The organism is Pedobacter humicola (assembly GCF_056490705.1).
On sequence record NZ_JBWJIG010000012.1, the window covers coordinates 93724 to 112739 of the forward strand.

The following is a 19016-nucleotide window of genomic DNA, read 5'->3' on the forward strand; positions in this document are numbered from 1 at the left end:
TATGGAAAAAGATTTTGAGCATGATAATCCACAAAACTGGAAGTGGGGCACTTTTTATTTCAATAAAAAAGATTCGAGATTAATTGTTCCGAAGCGCGTAAAATTGCTTGGCTGGACCTTTAATTTTGCGCATCCCATCTCATATATTGTTATCGCATTGATCTTTCTATTTGTTTTTTATCAATTCTATCGAAATAATATATGAGTGATAGAAATTCAGGTTCCTCTTTAGGAAATCCGAAAATTATCGGCATTATCCCCGCACGATACGCTTCTACCCGTTTTCCAGGAAAGCCTCTGGTTGATATTGCTGGAAAAAGCATGATTCAAAGGGTTTACGAACAGGCATCGAAAGCTGAAAGCTTATCGAAAGTAGTCATTGCCACCGATGATGTAAGGATAGCTGATGAAGTGAAAAAGTTTGGTGGAGCATTTATTTTTACCTCATCTCATCATCAAAGTGGAACCGATCGCTGTGCCGAGGTGATTGAACAATTACCTGGATTTGATATTGTAATCAATGTTCAAGGCGATGAACCCTTTATAGAACCTGCACAGATTGATTTATTGGCAAGTTGCTTTACTGAAGAAAAAGTACAGCTGGCAACCCTGATCAAATCGATACAAAGTCAGGAAAGTGTATACAATCCCAATAGCCCCAAAGTGGTGATCGATATAAATGGCCGTGCGATGTATTTCAGCCGTAGCCCGATTCCTTTCATCAGAAACGGAGAACCGGGCGTTTGGGCAGAAAAACATCAGTTTTACAAGCACATCGGTATTTATGGTTACCGGACAGAATCATTAAAAGCCATTACCAAATTACCTCCATCCTCTTTAGAAATTGCCGAAAGTTTGGAACAGCTCCGCTGGATTGAAAATGGTTTTTACATCCAAACCAAAGTGACCAACCTCGAAACGGTAGCGATTGATACGCCAGAGGATTTGCTGAAATTGAATAACCTGCTGGAAAAGCTGAAACTGGAATAAAGTTCATTTGTATATCAGGGGTTAACCGGTTAACGGTTTAAAGCGGTTAATCGACTCTAGACTTCAGACTAAAGCACAAGTTCCATCTGAATATTACACCTTGTATATGGTGTTGGTTTCCCTGCTACTTTTTGAAAACCCAGTTTATGATAAAGATTTATTGCCGGTTTTAAAATGGTATTGCTTTCTAAATAAATTTTGGATGCGCCTAACGACCTGGCTTTTTCAATAATGGCATTTGCCAGTAAAAAGCCTACATTTTTCCCTTGTGCTTTTGGCGATACAGCCATTTTGGCCAGTTCAAAATCGTATTCGCCGTCGTTCATTTTAATTAATGCACAAACGCCCAGGGGCTCGCCTTCATAAAGTGCAATGAGTATAAAACCTCCCTTATCTAAAATATAACCCTGCGGATTGTCCAGCGCTTTATAATCAGAATCTTCCATGGTAAAATAAGTAGAAATCCATTCCACGTTGAGCGACCTGAATATATCCTGGTATTTGGGCTGGTAATCTACAATTTCGACTTTCAAGCTATCCCGCTCTTTTTTCTTTTCCACTACCCTTCTCAATAAGGTTTTTTGCTCCAGTAAAAACTCCCATTCACCTATCGCTTCCCAAAGATTATTTTGCGATTGAGCAGAAATTTCTTCAACAGCGGCATTGATATCAATCAGCTGATCTTTTATTTTTTCAGAAACCGTTATGCCTTTTTTAGAAAGACTTACCACATTCCTGCGGCCATCGGTTTTGTCTTTATTTTCTTTAACGTAACCTTTTTTCAGCATTTCGCTGATGATTTTACTTACGGATGGGTGCGAATGACCGATTTCTTTAGCGAGCTCGGTTATTGTTTTTTCTTTAGCATGTGCCAAAGCATAAAATACCGGAAACCATTTGGGCTGCATATCAATGTTGTACAATTTATAAATCTGTGCACCATCTTCTGTTACTTTATCGGTTAACATCCTTAACCTGCTACCGATGGCTACCTTGCCTACTTCTTCAAAAAAATTCATAATAAAATTAATTACGTAATCAATTACACAAATATAAAAACTAAAAGGTAATATGCAATACTCCTTTTAATTTTAAACCAGATTATAAATTTGTAATTTTGAATATGAGAAATATATCGCTCTTATTTGCTATCTGCCTTTTTGCACTCGTTGCCTGTAATCCGAACAGTAAAAAGGAAAGCAATGCCATTGAATTTAAAAACGTTAACCAAAGACTCGCCAAGTCATTTTCCGATTTAAAACGTTTGGATACTTTTAAGATTGAACTTACCGGTAGAAAACCTGAAGAAATGGTTTTGAATTTTACGATTAAAAATGCCGATGGAAAAGAAATTTACAACACCAAAATCAAAGGAACTGAATTATTGGGCAGTACTGATCCAAATGTTGATCTCTCAAAAGAAAAAGACCAGATTATATTCTTAAAAACCATTGCCGATGATTTTTTCAGTGAGGATAATTTTCTCGAACCTGCTGTAATGCCAGATGATAAAGCTGATAACTATACACCCGATAAAGCGCTGTACGAAGAATTAAAAAAATCGGGATTGAATGGCTTTAAATACCGTTTGGGCAAAGAAAACAACATTTATATTGCCTGGAGTGAGAAAGAACAGAAGGTTAAGATTTATTATAACTGTTGTTAATCATTTGATAGGCTTTAAAAAATTTAGAAATGAAAAGATCTGAATTTATTGCAAACAGATTAAGAGAAGTTTATTAAACGGCTATTGGATAGCCAATACCAATTATAAAGATCAATTGTTAAGTGTTTCCTGGGAACAGGCAATACATAAAACAGCAGATTTAAATACCATTGCCGCTCTAACCTACCATATCAACTATTATTTATCGGGGATTTTAAATGTATTTAAGGGTGGTCTTCTCGAAATAAAAGATCAATATAGATCTTCCACCAATACAATCAGCATCAGATTGAAGAAAACTGGTTGATTCGTTTTTGACGAATGCTGCAGTTTTTGTAAACGCGGTAGCGCAAATACCTGACGAAAAATTGGATGAAATATTCGTATCTGAAAATTATGGCACTTATTTATGTAATATAGAGGGTGTAATTGAGCATAGCTATTATCATTTTGGTCAAATTGTACTGATCAAAAAATTGATTTCAGCCTTAGAAAAATAACCTCCTCCACTATTCCCTGCACCATTATTAATATACACTGCTTTGCAGTTATTTTTATTTTAAAAAATATCTCTTTCTTTTTGTAAAACTAAAAAAATAGTTGTATTTTCAGGCGGCTTAACCAAACAAACCATTTATTAAATACATGCTCAAACCATTCCTTTTAGCGCTCGTTTTTTCCTTATTTGTTCTTCCTGCCCTCGCCCAACACGCGAGTATAAAAGGCATTGTGGTTGATACCGTTGAGAAAACCAAATTACAAAACAGTTCCATTTTACTGATCAGAAGCAAAGATTCTATCTTGGTTAAAGATACCCGGGCCAAAGCCAATGGCGAATTCGAATTGTCGAACCTGAAAAAAGGCAATTATACCTTAGTTATCACCTTTCCGAAAATGGCCGATTTTATCAGGGATATTCAATTGTCTGATTCCTCGAAATTTAACCTTGGCCATATTGCGATGGACAGTAAGGCCACACTTTTGAATGAAGTGACCATCAAGGCACAAAAACAGGCCATCAGTATGAAAGGCGACACCATCACCTACCAGGCAGATAGCTTTGCGGTTAAACCACATGCCAACCTGCAAGATTTACTCAGGCGATTGCCCGGAATAGAGGTGGATAAAGATGGTGCCATAAAAGCTGGTGGTAAAGACGTAAATACCCTTTTGGTTGACGGAGAGGAGTTTTTTGGTGATGATCCGCTCCTCGCACAGAAATACCTGAAAGCCAATGCAGTTAGCGAAGTCCAGGTGTATGATAAAAAAAGCAAACAAGAGGAACTCTCTGGCATAAAGGAAGGTGATGCAAAGGAAAAGGTGATGAATATCAAGCTCAAGGAAAATGCCAAAAATGGTTACCTCAGCACCCTGGATGCCAACAGTGATTTAAATCATTATAAAAATGTGGGCGGTATGGCGGGCATTTACAAAAACAAATTAAAGGCAGCAGTCTTTGGATTTAATTCAAACACCAATCAAGATTCGAAGGCAAGTGCTGCAATGAGTAAATTAAAGGGAAACGATTATGATGTAATTGAAGTTGGCGATGATGGTAGCACCGTAATGATCATGTATGGCGGCCAGGATGATGATAGTTTCTCACCAACAAACGGCTTGCCTGATATCACCAGTTATGGTGCACACTTCTCTGACAAATGGAATGAAAATAAAGTGGCTCTGAAACTAAATTATAAGGGCAACAATCGGGACATCCTGGACAAAACCACCTCTAAAAACCAATCGCTATTGCCCAATGGAACAAATTTCTTTAGTTCCGGCAGCGCTAACAGCGAAACTAAAAGTTCAGGACAAAGTTTAAAAGGAAGTGTTGATGTTAAAATAGACTCGCTGTCTACCTTAAAAATATCGTTTGCTGCGAGCAAAAACAAAAACAATGATGACTACACAAGCACTAACGAATCCAAAAACGACGCAGGCTTTTTTGTAAACAACAGTAACCAGCAAAACAATAGCAATGGAAATAACAATCTATTTAACGGCAACATCAATTACTCGAGAAAGTTCGCCAAAAAAGGAAGAACACTCTCTATTGATTTACAACCAGAAACAAAAAACGGCACCAGTTTAGGCAATAGTTTAAGTGTTACCAATTATTATGACGACAATGGGGTAATCAACAGAACGGTTAACCAGGATTTCTTAAACGATAACTCGGGCAAGGAAACTTCACTTGGTTCAAGGATCGCTTATACCGAACCTCTGGGCAAACAATTCTCCCTACAAACTGCTTATAGTTTTAAAACCGTAGTCTCTAACAGCCATAAATTGGTCTTTGACAAATCGTTAAACAATAAACGGATCGATTCGCTGAGCAATAATTTCGATTTCAACAACTTTTCGAATATTGGCAAGGTGGTGCTGCAGTACCGGGCAAAGAAATTTACACTTTCCGGTGGTGCAGAGGCTACACAAACCACTTTCGAACTGAATGATTTAGACCGGAACAATAAATTTAACCGCGACTATTTAAACTGGGCGCCACAAAGTAACCTGAATTATAAACTGGGTAAAAATACCAACGTATCGCTAAGTTACAATGGCAATACCCGGCAGCCGAGTTTAGATCAGCTGCAGCCTATCAGGCAGGTAAACAACCCGCTCTACGAAATTAAGGGTAATCCAGATCTAAAACCATCATTTAATAACAATGTGGGTTTTAATTTTAATACCTATCAACAAAAATCGCAGATGTACGCCTATGTTTATGGTGGCTATAGCTTTACCAAAAATGCTGTGGTGAGCGTGAGAACGGTAGATGATGTGAATAAAACGACCAGCAGTTATACCAACCTAAACGGCAATAACAATTTTTACGCAGGTGCAAGCTTTAATAAAAGTTTTAGCAAAATCCATTTTAATACAGGTTTAAATGCCAGTTATAACCATTCAAACTCCGTTTCTATTTTAAACAACAAACTAAATGAAAACGTGAACAACAGCATAAGTTTACACCCCCGTTTCAGTTATTACAGTGATAAAGTTCAGATCCAATACAATCCATCTTTTACCTTTTCGAACAGTAAGTCATCAATTGGTTCTATAAATAACGGTAAAAACTTTTACCACAACCATGATATTTCCGGCAATATAGAACTACCTTACAATACCGAATTTAATACTTCCATATCATTATCCTATCAGCCTGCCAACTCTTCGTTTAGCACACCTGTTAATATTGCCATTTGGAATGCATATTTGTCAAAAAAGATGCTTAAGGCACAAGAACTGGAACTAAAAGTTTCCATTTCTGATATTTTGGCGGAAAAAATTGGCTATAACCGTTATGTTGGGGGCAATAATATCAGCGAATACACCAATAGTTTTATTCCCCGCTATGTTATGATCGGCGTTACCTATAATTTAACCGGAAACTTCGTTAAACAAGACAAAAAATAACACAAGATGAAACATTTAGGACTAAGCATAATTTTATTTTTTGCAGTTGCAATAGTGAAGGCACAAACTGTTTTCATCAGAAGTGCGAAAATCACCTTTGAAAAAAAGATAAATCAAAAGCAACAAATGGCAGAGAATACCTGGATATCTGATGATGCCAGGGATAAGATGAGCAAATACCGTATTTCAAACTGGGAATATAATTTTAATGATAGTACTTCAATCTATAAGAGCAAGCCAAAAGAAAGTTTAAACGACAACAATTTCTTCTTTATTGCTGGTGATAATACGAATGAGCTTTATACCGATTTCACTAAAAAAGCCCGTATACTGAGAAAACCAATTAGAGGAGAAGATTTTATTTTAAAAGATACCATCCCCCACCTCAACTGGAAAATCATGCACGATGTACGCAAGATTGCAGGTTACGAATGCAGGAAAGCCATAGCGATTATAAATGATACTGTTTCGGTTGTTGCTTTTTATACAGATGAAATTTTATTAAAAGGTGGCCCCGAAGGCTTTACAGGTTTGCCTGGAATGATCTTGGGTTTGGCTATACCGCGATACAATACCACTTGGTTTGCCACCAAAATTGAAGCTAAAAACGTACCTATTTTAAATGTTGATGCACCTACAAAAGGTAAAAGAACCGACACCGAGAAAGACTTTAAAAAAATGATCGATCTCTACACCCGCTATGAAGATAAAAAGAACCCCAGAAAGATAGAAGATATCAAAAAAGAACTATACACCTGGATATTTTAATTAAACACCTGACTTAAAACATTCAATATCAGAGCGATCATATCATTAAAAAATATTCTGATAAGTATCCAATCGAGTGATAATTTTTCGTACCTTTGTATCCCGTACAAAAACAATTAACAGGGTATAAAAAGCCTGGTTAATTCCACAAATTATCAATCATGACAAAGTATATTTTTGTTACGGGCGGTGTTACTTCCTCTTTAGGTAAGGGCATCATTTCCGCATCTTTAGCTAAACTTTTACAGGCACGTGGCTACCGTGTAACCATTCAGAAATTCGATCCGTACATTAATATCGATCCAGGAACGCTAAACCCATACGAACATGGTGAATGTTTTGTTACCGAAGATGGTGCAGAAACGGATCTTGATCTTGGTCATTACGAGCGTTTCCTTAACGTTCCAACTTCACAGGCAAATAACATTACCACAGGCCGTATTTACCAGAACGTAATCAACAAAGAACGTAAAGGCGAATATTTGGGCAAAACAGTTCAGGTTGTGCCGCACATTACCGATGAGATTAAACGCAATATGCGCATATTAGGCGATAGCGGAGAATACGATATTGTAATTACTGAACTTGGCGGAACCGTTGGTGATATCGAATCTTTACCTTTCATTGAGGCTGTTCGTCAGTTTAAATGGGAAGAAGGCAGTACCAATGCCATCGTAATCCATTTAACTTTAGTACCTTATCTGGCTGCTGCCGGTGAGTTAAAAACCAAACCAACGCAACACTCCGTAAAAGCATTATTGGAGTACGGAATCCAGCCAGATATATTGGTTTGTAGAACCGAGCACCACATCAGCCCGGAGATCAGAAAAAAAATCGCTTTATTTTGTAACGTTAACATCAATGCGGTAGTCGAATCGATGGACGCATCTACTATTTATGATGTGCCATTGTTGATGTTAAAAGAACAATTAGACAAAACCGTTTTATCGAAATTAAAACTGCCTACCAAAAACGATCCGGATATGGAAAGCTGGAAGGATTTCCTTGGTCGTTTAAAAAATCCAACAGCAGAAGTTAAAATCGGCCTGATCGGTAAATATGTAGAATTACCAGATGCCTATAAATCAATTATCGAATCTTTTGTACACGCAGGTTCGAAAAATGAATGTAAGGTTAAGGTAGAATATATCCATTCAGAAGGTCTTTTCCCGGATAATGTAAAAGAGAAATTAGGACATTTACAAGGTGTTTTAGTTGCTCCTGGTTTTGGTAGCCGTGGTATTGAAGGTAAAATTGATGCCATTAAATACGTGCGGGAAAACAACATTCCTTTTTTCGGAATCTGTTTGGGTATGCAATGTGCGGTGATTGAATTTGGCCGTAATGTTTTAGGCTTGAAAGATGCCCATACCACAGAAATTGAAGAAAACGCTGCAAATCCGGTAATTAACATGATGGAAGAGCAGAAAAAAATTACAAATAAAGGCGGAACCATGCGTTTGGGCTCTTATCCTTGTGACATTAAAAAAGGGACAAAAGCTTTTTCTATTTATGGTAAAGCGCACATCAATGAACGCCACCGCCACCGTTACGAATTTAACAACGACTATTTAAAGCAATATGAAGATGCAGGAATGATTGCATCGGGTATGAATCCGCAAACCAATTTAGTTGAAATTGTGGAGCTTAAAAACCATCCGTTTTTCGTTGGCGGACAGTTTCACCCAGAATTAAAATCAACAGTTGCTAATCCTCACCCACTTTTTGTTAAATTTGTCGCCGCTGCGATGGAGTTTGCGAAAAAGAAAACGAATTAAAAGCAGTACATACATAAATAATGGATAGAAATACCTTTACAGGACTGTTCCTGATTATGATCATTTTGGCAGGATCATTCTACTTTTTGAAGCCGAACGCGGCTGAACTAAAAAAAGCCCAAGAAACGGAGCGCCAAGATTCTTTAAAAAAAGCTGGTGTTAATCCAGCACAAAAAGATACAACTAAAACAGCTGCAATTGCAAATCCTGTTGTAGATTCTTTAGCCTTAAAAGGCCCTTTTGGCACCGCTATTACGGGTACCGAAGCCGCAACCGTTTTAGAAAACGAGAATTTATTGATCACTCTAAGCAATAAAGGTGGTAAAATTAAATCAGTTGAAATTAAAGGTCAGAAAACCTTTACCGGAAAACCGCTTATTTTATTTGATGGACACCAGAATAAGTTTGGCTTAAATCTGAATGCTGCTGGTAAAGTAATCAATACCAATGATTTATACTTTACACCAACAAAAACAGGAAATACGGTTACCATGCGTGCCAACTATGGTGCAAATGCTTATGTAGAATATGTTTATGATTTAAAAGCATTGAGCAATAAAGTTAGTTTCAATATTAATGTGGTTGGTTTACAACAGGTAATTGCGGGCAACAACATCGGTTTAAACTGGCAAACTACTTTAAAACAGCAAGAGAAATCGATCGAAAGTGAGCACCGTTACTCTGCGCCTTACTACAAGTATCTGGATGGTGATGTAAACCATTTAAGTGTTTCTAAAGATGAGAAAGAAGAGTTATCGAAAGGTAAAATCCAATGGTTTTCTTTTAAACAACACTTTTTCTCGGCTTCATTGATCTCAAAACAAGCTTTCGATAAGGGAAGTTTAGAAGTTAAGATCCCAACTACTCCTGGTGAGGTGAAGTTTTATGATGCCAATATGCAATTGCCATATGCGCATACTGCAAACCAGGTTTACGAAATGGAATTCTATTTCGGAACAAACAAATTCTCCGCTTTAAAAGCACAGGGATATGATTTGGAACAACAGGTGGATATGGGTTACTGGCCATTAAAATACATTAACCGTTTTATTGTATTGCCGGTATTTAATTTCTTAAACAGCTTTGGCTGGAATTATGGATTAATTATTTTGGTATTAACCATTTTGTTAAAACTTGCTTTATCGCCACTAACTTATAAGTCATACTTATCAATGGCTAAGATGCGGGTTTTGAAACCAGAAATGGACGAAATTAAAGCTAAAGTAGGTGAAGACAATGCGACATTGGTTCAACAGGAGTATTTAAAATTATATAAGAAAGCTGGCGTAAACCCGCTGGGCGGATGTTTGCCAATGGTACTGCAATTGCCTTTGGTGATGGCCTTTTTCTTCTTCTTCCCTAACTTGTTTGAGTTGCGTGGAGAAAGTTTCTTGTGGATGAAAGATTTATCAACCTATGATGAGTTTATCAAATTTGGTGTAAAAATCCCTTTCATTGGCGATCACTTGAGCTTAATGTGTGTACTGATGACCATCTCTACATTGATTATGACTTACTTTAACAATCAGGTTTCGGGTGCTACAGGTCAGATGAAATACATTGGTTACATTATGCCGGTTATTTTCTTAGGTGTGTTAAACAGTTACCCTGCCGGATTAAACTATTACTATTTCTTAGCCAACTTAATGACTTTCGGACAGCAGTTCTTAATTCGTAAAATGGTTGATGATGATAAAATACATGCTTTAATCCAACAAAACAAAGCGAGACCAGCTGATGAAAAAAAGAAAAAATCTAAATTCCAACAACGTTTAGATGACTATATGCGTCAGCAACAACAAGCTAAAAAATAATTTAGCCGTTTAACCATACGGAAACCCCCGGTTACTTAAAGTGATCGGGGGTTTTTGGTTGGAGCTGCGCGGGTGGCGACAAGCGTTTGGTGTTTGGCAGAGCGTGGCAATAAGCTTATGGAGCATTAACTTCGGACCTTCGGCCTCAGCCTTTGCACTCCTCCACTATATGGCTTTTAATTGTAATATTTGACATACAAGTTTCTTAATAAGCTAAAAAATTCCAATTTTAGAAGATTAAATCTCAACCAACAAATTAATTAACTTTTAAAAATGCAAAAGAGACTAACAATTATTCTGTTTTTCGTTGTCAGCTTTGCCTACGCACAAAAAAAACCATTAAATCATAGCGTTTATGATACCTGGGAGTCAGTAGGTACAAAGCAATTATCAAATAATGGTCAATGGGCCATGTATAGCATCTTACAACAAGAAGGTGATGCACAATTATACATCACTAACATCAAAACCAATGCGAAACTGAATATTGCAAGAGGAATAAATTCACAGTTTAGTAACGACTCTAAATTTGCAGTTTTTAACATCCGTCCTTTAAATAAAGATCTGCGTCAGGCTAAAATCAAAAAGAAAAAACCTGATGAACTACCAAAAGATTCATTGGGTATTGTAAACCTCACTACCAGTGCCATTACCAAGGTGGCAAGAGTAAAATCTTTTAAATTTCCGGAAGAAGGTTCGGGTGTACTGGCATATTTAACTGAAAAGCCGGATACTGCAAAGAAAACTGTAAAACCTGCCGATAAAAAAGATGACGAAATAGATTTTGCCGATGATGAGCCAGCTGCTAAAGCAAAAACAGAGGAAGGAACTGATTTAGTGGTGAAAAGTCTTTTAACCGGTACTGATAAAACCTATAAATTTGTTACCGACTATTATTTCAGTAAAGATGGCAAACAATTGGTTTTCGCCTGCAGTGGATCTAAAAAGGATAAAATAGCTCCACAAGGTGTATTTTTATTAAATACGGAAAAAGGCACACTTAAAACGTTAATTAAAGGCAAAGGCAGTTTCAAAAACTTCACTTTTGACGAAGAAAGTGAGCACGTTGCTTTTGTTGGCGAACAAAGTCCGGAAAAGCAAGAGATAAAAGATTACAATGTTTATTACAATTCTTTAACGCTCGATACTGCTCAGATCTTGGTTGATTTTGACATGCCGGGCTTGCCTGCAAAGTGGTCGGTAAATGGTGATGGAAAAATAACCTTCAGTAAAGATGGAAAGAAATTGTTTTTTGGGATCTCCCCGATCAAAAAACCAAAAGATACGACTATTGTAGATTTCGAAGTGGCAAAAGTTGATGTTTGGAATTACAAAGACGATTATTTACAGCCTATGCAGCTTAAAAATGCAGACAGAGACAGCAAAAAAAGTTATTTATCGGTAGTTGATGTATATAGCAGTGATCCAAAAGTAATCCCATTAACAGATCAAAAATTACCAGATGCTAACCTGATTGCAGAAGGTGACGCCGCAGTGGTTCTCGCTTCTACTGATTATGGTCACCGGATCGAATCGCAATGGAGTGGCTCAACATCCAAGGATTATTATCTGGTTGACACTAAAACCGGTCAGAAAAAGAAAATTATTGAGGGTTTGAACGGTTATGCACTCGCTTCTCCTGCTGGCAACTATGTTTTATACTTTGACAGAAAGGCAGGAAGCTGGAATACTTACAATGTGGCAACAGCAAAGCTTACTGTTTTAACCGCAGGTTTGAGTGAAAAATTTGTTGATGAAGAAAATGATGTGCCAGATTTACCATCAGCTTACGGTTTAGCTACCTGGACAGAAGGCGATAAAGCGGTTTTAATTTATGATAAATATGATATCTGGTCCTTCTCACCAGATGGAAAATCGGCACCGAAAAACATCACTGCAGGTTTTGGAAGGGCAAACAACCTTACTTTCCGTTACGAAAATGTACAACAAGAAAACCGATCTGAAAGAAACGCAGATAGCAAATTTGTAAAAGCTAACGAACTGGTATGGTTAGATGGCTTCAATAACCTAACCAAGGAAAACGGTTTTTACCGCACCAATGTAGGTTCGGCTAAAGCACCAGAATTGGTGGTTATGGCTAAATTTAAGTATTCAAACCTGGTAAAGGCCAAAGACGCTGATGTTTACATTTACGACAAAGCCAATTACGTAGAATCACCAAATGTTTACGTAACGACCGATTTTAAAACCGAAACAAAATTAAGCAATACCAATCCTCAACAACAAAACTACAATTGGGGCACTGCCGAACTGGTTAAATGGACAACACCAAAAGGTTATAAGGCAGAAGGCATTTTATATAAACCAGAAAATTTCGATCCCAATAAGAAATATCCGATGATTGCTTATTTCTATGAGAAACTCACGGATGGTTTATATGCTTATCAGGCGCCTGCTCCTACTCCATCCCGTTTAAATATCTCCTATTTTGTGAGTAATGGCTATCTGGTTTTTGCACCGGATATTAGTTATGAAACTGGTCATCCGGGTAAATCTGCTGTAGAATTTATCAATTCTGGTGTCGAAAGTCTAAAGAAAAACAGCTGGGTAGATGGCAATAAAATCGGCATCCAGGGTCAAAGCTGGGGCGGTTATCAGGTAGCTTACTTAATTACCCAAAATAACATGTATGCAGCAGCATGGGCTGGTGCGCCCGTAGCCAACATGACTTCGGCTTATGGTGGTATCCGTTGGGAAACCGGCATGAACCGTCAGTTTCAGTACGAAAAAACACAAAGCCGTATCGGTGCTACCCTTTGGGAAAAACCAGAATTATATATCGAGAACTCTCCTTTATTCATGTTCCCGAAAGTAAATACACCAGTAGTGGTGATGGCCAATGATGCAGATGGTGCTGTGCCCTGGTACCAGGGGATTGAAATGTTTACCGGCCTGCGCCGTTTGGGTAAACCCGTTTGGATGCTGAACTACAATGGTGAAGCACACAATCTGGTTCAACGCCAAAACCGTAAGGATATTCAGATCCGTGAGCAACAGTTTTTCGATTATTACTTAAAAGGTGCAAAAGCTCCTGCCTGGATGACCAGCGGAATTCCTGCAACTGAAAAAGGAAAAACCTGGGGTTTCGAATTAACGGATGATAAACCTTAGTTATTCCGGTGGTCCATTATTGAATTGAAGGCCATGGGCGCAGAAGAAATAGTTTATAGCAGCTAGCTAAAAAATTTAAATCCATAGTAAATAGCAGTAGCTATCTATTATGGATTTTTTAATGATCATATTATAAAGCCGTTATTATCTTCCAGACTAAATACGGCCATTGCTATTGACTCCAAACCCCAAGCGCCCAACTCCGAACTCTTTTCTATGATCTTTCCCTTAAAAAAGGTATTTTAACCGCTTCAAAGCAAAAACTAAATATTTCTAATGGCATTAAGCAGAATTTGGTCGGCATTTATTATTGTAGCTATCGTTGTGGCCTGTATTAAGTGCTTTTTCTTCGGGCAAAGCGATATTTTCAACTGGATGGTGATTGGTAAATCGTCTGATCCGGCAAATCCGTTAAAATTAGATGGCATTATCGAAACCTGTTCAATTGCTGTTAAACTTTGCATCGAGCTGGTTGGTACTTTGGCTTTATTTATGGGTTTTATGAGTATTGCCGAAAAAGCGGGTGGCATCCGTTTATTATCGAAAATCATTAGTCCGTTTTTTTCAAAGCTTTTTCCTGAAGTTCCAAAAGGTCACCCGTCAATGGGGCACATGATCATGAATTTTTCTGCTAACTTACTGGGATTGGATAATGCAGCAACTCCATTTGGAATTAAAGCCATGGAAAGCTTACAAGAGCTAAACCCAAATAAAGATACTGCCAGTAACGCGCAAATCATGTTTTTGTGTTTACATGCGGCAGGTTTGTGTTTAATCCCTGTAAGTGTTATTGCCATACGCTCTACCCAAAACGCACAAGATCCAACGGATGTATTTATCCCCTGCATGATCGTAACCTTTGCAGGTACCATGGCAGCCATGATCATCGTTTCTTTTAAACAGAAAATCAACCTTTTTCAACCCATCATCCTAACCTGGGTATTGGGTATTTCTGCTGTAATTGGCGCTATAGTGTGGTATGTTAGCCGTTTAAATACTGCAGGTATAACATCTTTCTCCGGTTTACTTAGCGGCGGCCTGATCTTATTGATATTTTTACTGATCGTACTTGGTGCACTCTATAAGAAAATTGACGTTTTCGATTCGTTTATTGAAGGTGCCAAAGGTGGATTTGAGACGGCTATTAAAATCATCCCTTACCTGGTTGGCATATTGGTAGCGGTTTGTATGCTCAGAACCAGTGGAACCTTTGATGTAGTAATGAACGGCATTAAACAGGCTTTTGTTTTTTTTGGTGCCGATACCCGTTTTGTTGATGCCCTTCCAACGGCTTTGATCAGACCCTTAAGTGGTGGTGCGGCAAGAGGCATGATGGTGAGTACCATGATTTCTAATGGTCCGGATTCTTTTGCCAGTAGATTATCCGGGGTTTTTCAGGGGGCTTCGGACACTACATTTTATGTAGTAGCAGTTTATTTCGGATCGGTAAGCATAAAAAATACCCGTTATGCCATTGGTTCCATGTTACTGGCCGATTTGATAGGTGTAATTACGGCAATAACGATGGCTTACTTATTCTGGCCGGGACTAAAATAGACCGACAACAAAAAATCCCTATTCGACTGTATAAGCCAAATAAGGATTTTTTTATGAGCATTAGGTTAAATGTGATTTACACTACGAAACCTGCGGAAAAGAAATTCTGTAAATAATTTCATCAATGGCATCGGGATCAATAGCCACATTTTTAGACGCACACCATTTTTCATTTTTATTATCCAACCAGATACAAAAAGAATGGTAACCATCTAAAACAACGGCATAAGTTTCATGAAAATCATCTTGGATACGCATGCAAAATCCTTTAAAAATTTTGCCTCTAACAATGAATTGCAGGGTGGAATAATTTTCTAACATGGCTCATTATATTTTTGGTTAAATTACAACAAATTCTAAGCGAGAATGTTTCGTTAATTTAAAGGAATTAATAATTAATCCTTAAACTATCCAAAAAGGCTTAACCTATGTTTAACATGTTGGAATAACCTTTAGCTATCAAACGCTTTTTTGAGGGTAAAAATATCTCGCACTGCAGATTTAATATCGTACGTCCCCTTTTTACGATCGATGTTTCGGCGATTACTTCATCTCCTTCGCTTGCGGGCGCAAAATAATCGATATAATTATTTACCGTGGTGTAACGTTCGTTTAATCCCATGGTAAAAACCGTAGCCCCAATTAAATCATCAATAATCCCTGCAGTTACGCCACCGTGTAAAATCTGGTATGGATTGGTCATTTCTTTACGAATGGTATACTTGCAAACCAAAATGCCATTTTCGGCTTTTATTAAAACAGGTGCCAGCCAATTCATAAAGTTTGATGGCGAATCGGTAATCACTTTGCCTATTGATTGTCTTAAGAAATTCAGACGTTGCTCGCTTAATGATACTTCCATGGGATGTAAAATGTAATGATGTCAGATGAATGAGGTAAAAATAAAGAAAACAGTCCATAGTCCATAGTCCATAGTCCATAGTCCATAGTCCATAGAGTGGAAGGGGATTCAGGAAAAAGGTTTAATCGACTGATAAAAAATGGAAGATATTAGCTATCTCCCATTTTCTAAAACGAAACATTAAAACCTAAAACATGATCACCACATCTTGTTATAGTTCTTGAATTCTCAGATAGGAATAATCACTTTAAAACTCAAATTCCTCCCCATATTGTAAATTCCTGAGCGGCCACTGGGCGAACGGTTATAATATTCGAAATATTTCAACCGGTTTAAATTGGATTGGTAAGCGATATTGAAAATATTATCAGCCTGAAGGAAAATATCACACAGGATTTTTCCTTTTTTAGATTTCAATGTTGATCCTACCCCTCCGTTGATTAAAGTATAACCTGCAGTAAAGGTTTCGGTATCATCTAAAGCATAAAATTTGTTTTGATCGGCAAAAAAAGCAGCATCCATTTTTATATAGGGCTTATCAAAAATGCCAATCGCTTTTTGTGCGGTTGCCTTAATCTCTGTTCTTACCTGCAAAGGAGGAATAAAGGGCAAATACTTCGCTTCGTGACCACGTTTACTTAATAACTCCTGGTTCTGGTTTAATCCAACAACATAAGCCAGACTATTGTTAAAATTTAACCATTTCATCATTGAAGGATGTAGATTTACCGAAATTTCTGCTCCATATAACCTGGCTTTCGATTGTTGATACTGATACGTTAAGTTACCGGGAACAATAACAACCGGATTTCCATTGGCATCGGTTAATCGCGATTGGTAAATATAGTTTTGAATGTTATTGTTAAACAGCTCCAAACTGATATCTGCATCTTTTAAATAAGCAATAACACCAACATCTTCCTGAAGGTTAAATTCCGGTTTAAAAGCCCTGTTTCCCAAATACACAATATGTGCACCTGGGTCTAAGCCATTCGAGCCAATTTCGGTAATGTTCGGCGCACGGTATCCCCTGGCAATATTGGCTTTAATCAATAGTTTTTCGGAGATGTTATAGGTTAAACCCAAACTTCCCGATAAACCATAATAGTTTTTATTAAAAGCAGGAAACTGTAGTTTCCCGCCAGCATCCGTCGAGTTTACCTGTTTACCAAAACCAGTTTGGGCATTGGTACCTACATAAAAATCGCTCCAGTTGATATTTCTTCTATCAATCCTGATCCCTCCTGAAACATCAACTTTACCCATCGATTTTTTCGCAAAATAAAAAGCGCCCACATCAAAAAGATCATAATCCGGGATCGGGAAATCTGTAGCTGCCTTGCTCCTGTTGCCCTGATACATGCCGTTTACACCAATGGTACTTTCTATACCGGCGAAATCGGGCAGATTGTATTTAAGGTCGTAATTAAAGGTATTGAGCACTACGTAAAGTCCGGCCTGACCTGATAGCGTCGGGTGGTTATATTCTCTCCGCACACTTTGCTGTCCACCGATCATGAGGTTTAAATCGCTGGTGCCAAATTTATACTGACTGGTATTGTAAAAGCGATAATGCTGAATGTGCTGATGCAAGGGATTAATAGAATAGCTGTTCAGATCGCCATCGGCTACAATAGGCCTGTGTTTAATATCATCTCCATCATCCAATACCTGCCTGGTAAATTTCCTGGACAAAGAATCTCTACTCCCATCGGGAATTTCCATCAGGTTATCATAATAGGTAATGGCTGTTTTAGAAAAACCCCAGTCTTTATCTACCCTTGCACTGGCCGATAAATTGTATTCTCTAAAAGCAGTTCCGTACACCAGACCATCAATTTTATTTTCGTAACTGTGTGCGGTTTTGCCAGTTGCCCTAAATGTATATTTCCAATCGTTTTTAATGTAGGCCAGCCCGATCGACGAAGCGATCATTCCATTATTGCTTTGGTAATTGGCAGTAAAATCGCCTTTTAACTTTCCATTTTCAAAATTCGGGCTATAAGGAATCATGTTGATCACTCCAGCCAATGCATCAGATCCGTAGGTCAAACTGGCGGGGCCTTTTACAACCTCAGCTCTTGTAATGCCATATTCGTCAACCTCAATACCATGTTCATCGCCCCACTGCTGGCCTTCTTGTCTTAAGCCATCGTACAAGGTTAGGACGCGGTTGTAGCCTAAACCACGGATAAATGGTTTAGAAACGTTTGGTCCTGTAGTTACTGCGGTAATGCCTGGAACACCTTTTACAATGGCTTCGATGAGGTTGGTATTTACATTTTGATCCATTGATTTTTTAGATAGCACTGCAATGGGTACAGGGCTTTTACGCAGCTGGGTGGCCCGGTTAACGCCGGTAATTACCACATCGCTTAAATCGGAGGTTAAACTTAACAGATCAGCGTTAACCCAAGCACTATCGCCTTTTAAAACTACTTTAATTCTTTTGGATTGATAACCAACGCCCGAAAAAATAAGGTCATAATTTCCGGATGGAATATCTTTTAACTGATAATGACCGGAAACGTTCGATTTAGTGGACCCATTAGACCCGACAATTTTAATGGTGATATTTTCAACAGGTTCGTTTTGGGAGGTAACCAAACCTTTAAGCATCACTTTTTGTGCAATTGCATTTAACGAGATAGAGAAAAAGAAGCAATATAGTAAGAGAGATTTCATGAACACAAATGATTTATCTAAATATAATTTTAGACAAATCTAAATTTTAATTTAAATAAATCAAATAAAATATTTAGACAATAATTAAGATCTGGATAAATAAGTGCTTAGCGTAAGGCGAAGAGCGTTTTTAATAGCTATAAAAGATGTAAAATGAGCAGCGTATTGCTGCTCTTTGGATTAATGGAAATCGTAGCGAATTGGCTTCGGTAATTTCAGGGATTTATGCAGAGGTGGATAGATAAGAGAAAATCCTTAGAAAAGGTACAGGCAGCGGTGTCCCTAGAGACACAAGGTAATGTCTCCCGCTGATTTTAGGGGATTTACACAGAGGTGGATAGGTA

Annotated in this window: 13 protein-coding genes; 9 read left to right on the forward strand and 4 right to left on the reverse strand. The window is 37.9% G+C overall.

The features are described 5' to 3' along the window. The first annotated feature begins 1 nt into the window (after position 1). Positions 2-205 carry a DUF5808 domain-containing protein gene (locus tag AC04Q1_RS18395; RefSeq protein WP_478366029.1) on the forward strand — a complete coding sequence of 68 codons (204 nt, stop codon included), beginning with the start codon at positions 2-4 and terminating at the stop codon, positions 203-205. Continuing rightward, positions 202-990, forward strand: a complete 789-nt coding sequence (gene kdsB / locus AC04Q1_RS18400; protein WP_478366030.1) for a 3-deoxy-manno-octulosonate cytidylyltransferase — start codon at positions 202-204, stop codon at positions 988-990. The genes AC04Q1_RS18395 and kdsB overlap by 4 nt, the downstream gene beginning before the upstream one ends. A gap of 68 nt (positions 991-1058) precedes the next feature. Here kdsB and AC04Q1_RS18405 read toward each other — a convergent pair whose 3' ends face one another. Next, on the reverse strand, positions 1059-2009 hold the full coding sequence (locus tag AC04Q1_RS18405; protein ID WP_478366031.1) for a bifunctional helix-turn-helix transcriptional regulator/GNAT family N-acetyltransferase: 951 nt from the start codon (positions 2007-2009) through the stop codon (positions 1059-1061). A gap of 104 nt (positions 2010-2113) precedes the next feature. Between AC04Q1_RS18405 and AC04Q1_RS18410 the strand changes: the two genes are divergently transcribed. The 7 genes from AC04Q1_RS18410 to AC04Q1_RS18440 all read left to right on the forward strand — a co-directional run bounded on the left by AC04Q1_RS18410 (position 2114) and on the right by AC04Q1_RS18440 (position 15125). Further along, positions 2114-2656, forward strand: coding sequence for a hypothetical protein (locus AC04Q1_RS18410; RefSeq protein ID WP_478366032.1), 543 nt, complete (start codon positions 2114-2116; stop codon positions 2654-2656). A gap of 645 nt (positions 2657-3301) precedes the next feature. Next, positions 3302-6076, forward strand: a complete 2775-nt coding sequence (locus AC04Q1_RS18415) for an outer membrane beta-barrel protein (RefSeq protein WP_478366033.1) — start codon at positions 3302-3304, stop codon at positions 6074-6076. 6 nt (positions 6077-6082) lie between these two features. Further along, complete coding sequence (locus AC04Q1_RS18420) at positions 6083-6844, forward strand: GLPGLI family protein (RefSeq protein WP_478366034.1); 762 nt, start codon at positions 6083-6085, stop codon at positions 6842-6844. Positions 6845-7005: 161 nt separating this feature from the next. Next, positions 7006-8622: a CTP synthase gene (locus AC04Q1_RS18425; protein ID WP_478366035.1), complete on the forward strand. Its 1617-nt coding sequence runs from the start codon at positions 7006-7008 to the stop codon at positions 8620-8622. Between the two features lie 20 nt (positions 8623-8642). Next, positions 8643-10436 (forward strand): membrane protein insertase YidC, encoded by a 1794-nt coding sequence (gene yidC / locus AC04Q1_RS18430; protein ID WP_478366036.1) that lies wholly within the window; start codon positions 8643-8645, stop codon positions 10434-10436. Positions 10437-10709: 273 nt separating this feature from the next. Then, the gene (locus AC04Q1_RS18435) at positions 10710-13568 is read left to right on the forward strand and encodes an alpha/beta hydrolase family protein (RefSeq protein ID WP_478366037.1); all 2859 of its coding nucleotides are present in this window, start codon (positions 10710-10712) and stop codon (positions 13566-13568) included. 276 nt (positions 13569-13844) lie between these two features. Beyond that, a complete protein-coding gene (locus AC04Q1_RS18440; RefSeq protein ID WP_478366038.1) occupies positions 13845-15125 on the forward strand; it encodes a nucleoside recognition domain-containing protein in 1281 nt (426 codons plus the stop codon). A gap of 81 nt (positions 15126-15206) precedes the next feature. Here AC04Q1_RS18440 and AC04Q1_RS18445 read toward each other — a convergent pair whose 3' ends face one another. The 3 genes from AC04Q1_RS18445 to AC04Q1_RS18455 all read right to left on the reverse strand — a co-directional run bounded on the left by AC04Q1_RS18445 (position 15207) and on the right by AC04Q1_RS18455 (position 18672). After that, positions 15207-15383, reverse strand: coding sequence for a hypothetical protein (locus AC04Q1_RS18445; protein WP_478366039.1), 177 nt, complete (start codon positions 15381-15383; stop codon positions 15207-15209). Between the two features lie 163 nt (positions 15384-15546). Further along, a complete protein-coding gene (locus AC04Q1_RS18450) occupies positions 15547-15987 on the reverse strand; it encodes a PaaI family thioesterase (RefSeq protein WP_478366040.1) in 441 nt (146 codons plus the stop codon). Between the two features lie 228 nt (positions 15988-16215). After that, positions 16216-18672, reverse strand: a complete 2457-nt coding sequence (locus tag AC04Q1_RS18455) for a TonB-dependent receptor (protein ID WP_478366041.1) — start codon at positions 18670-18672, stop codon at positions 16216-16218. Positions 18673-19016: the final 344 nt, after the last annotated feature.

Excerpts from the sequence above, each read along its gene's own strand:
- AC04Q1_RS18395 (WP_478366029.1), top strand. The coding sequence starts at position 2 with ATGGAAAAAGATTTTGAGCATGATAATCCACAAAACTGGAAGTGGGGC.
- kdsB (WP_478366030.1), top strand. The coding sequence starts at position 202 with ATGAGTGATAGAAATTCAGGTTCCTCTTTAGGAAATCCGAAAATTATC.
- AC04Q1_RS18405 (WP_478366031.1), bottom strand. The coding sequence starts at position 2,009 with ATGAATTTTTTTGAAGAAGTAGGCAAGGTAGCCATCGGTAGCAGGTTA.
- AC04Q1_RS18410 (WP_478366032.1), top strand. The coding sequence starts at position 2,114 with ATGAGAAATATATCGCTCTTATTTGCTATCTGCCTTTTTGCACTCGTT.
- AC04Q1_RS18415 (WP_478366033.1), top strand. The coding sequence starts at position 3,302 with ATGCTCAAACCATTCCTTTTAGCGCTCGTTTTTTCCTTATTTGTTCTT.
- AC04Q1_RS18420 (WP_478366034.1), top strand. The coding sequence starts at position 6,083 with ATGAAACATTTAGGACTAAGCATAATTTTATTTTTTGCAGTTGCAATA.
- AC04Q1_RS18425 (WP_478366035.1), top strand. The coding sequence starts at position 7,006 with ATGACAAAGTATATTTTTGTTACGGGCGGTGTTACTTCCTCTTTAGGT.
- yidC (WP_478366036.1), top strand. The coding sequence starts at position 8,643 with ATGGATAGAAATACCTTTACAGGACTGTTCCTGATTATGATCATTTTG.
- AC04Q1_RS18435 (WP_478366037.1), top strand. The coding sequence starts at position 10,710 with ATGCAAAAGAGACTAACAATTATTCTGTTTTTCGTTGTCAGCTTTGCC.
- AC04Q1_RS18440 (WP_478366038.1), top strand. The coding sequence starts at position 13,845 with ATGGCATTAAGCAGAATTTGGTCGGCATTTATTATTGTAGCTATCGTT.
- AC04Q1_RS18445 (WP_478366039.1), bottom strand. The coding sequence starts at position 15,383 with ATGCGTATCCAAGATGATTTTCATGAAACTTATGCCGTTGTTTTAGAT.
- AC04Q1_RS18450 (WP_478366040.1), bottom strand. The coding sequence starts at position 15,987 with ATGGAAGTATCATTAAGCGAGCAACGTCTGAATTTCTTAAGACAATCA.
- AC04Q1_RS18455 (WP_478366041.1), bottom strand. The coding sequence starts at position 18,672 with ATGAAATCTCTCTTACTATATTGCTTCTTTTTCTCTATCTCGTTAAAT.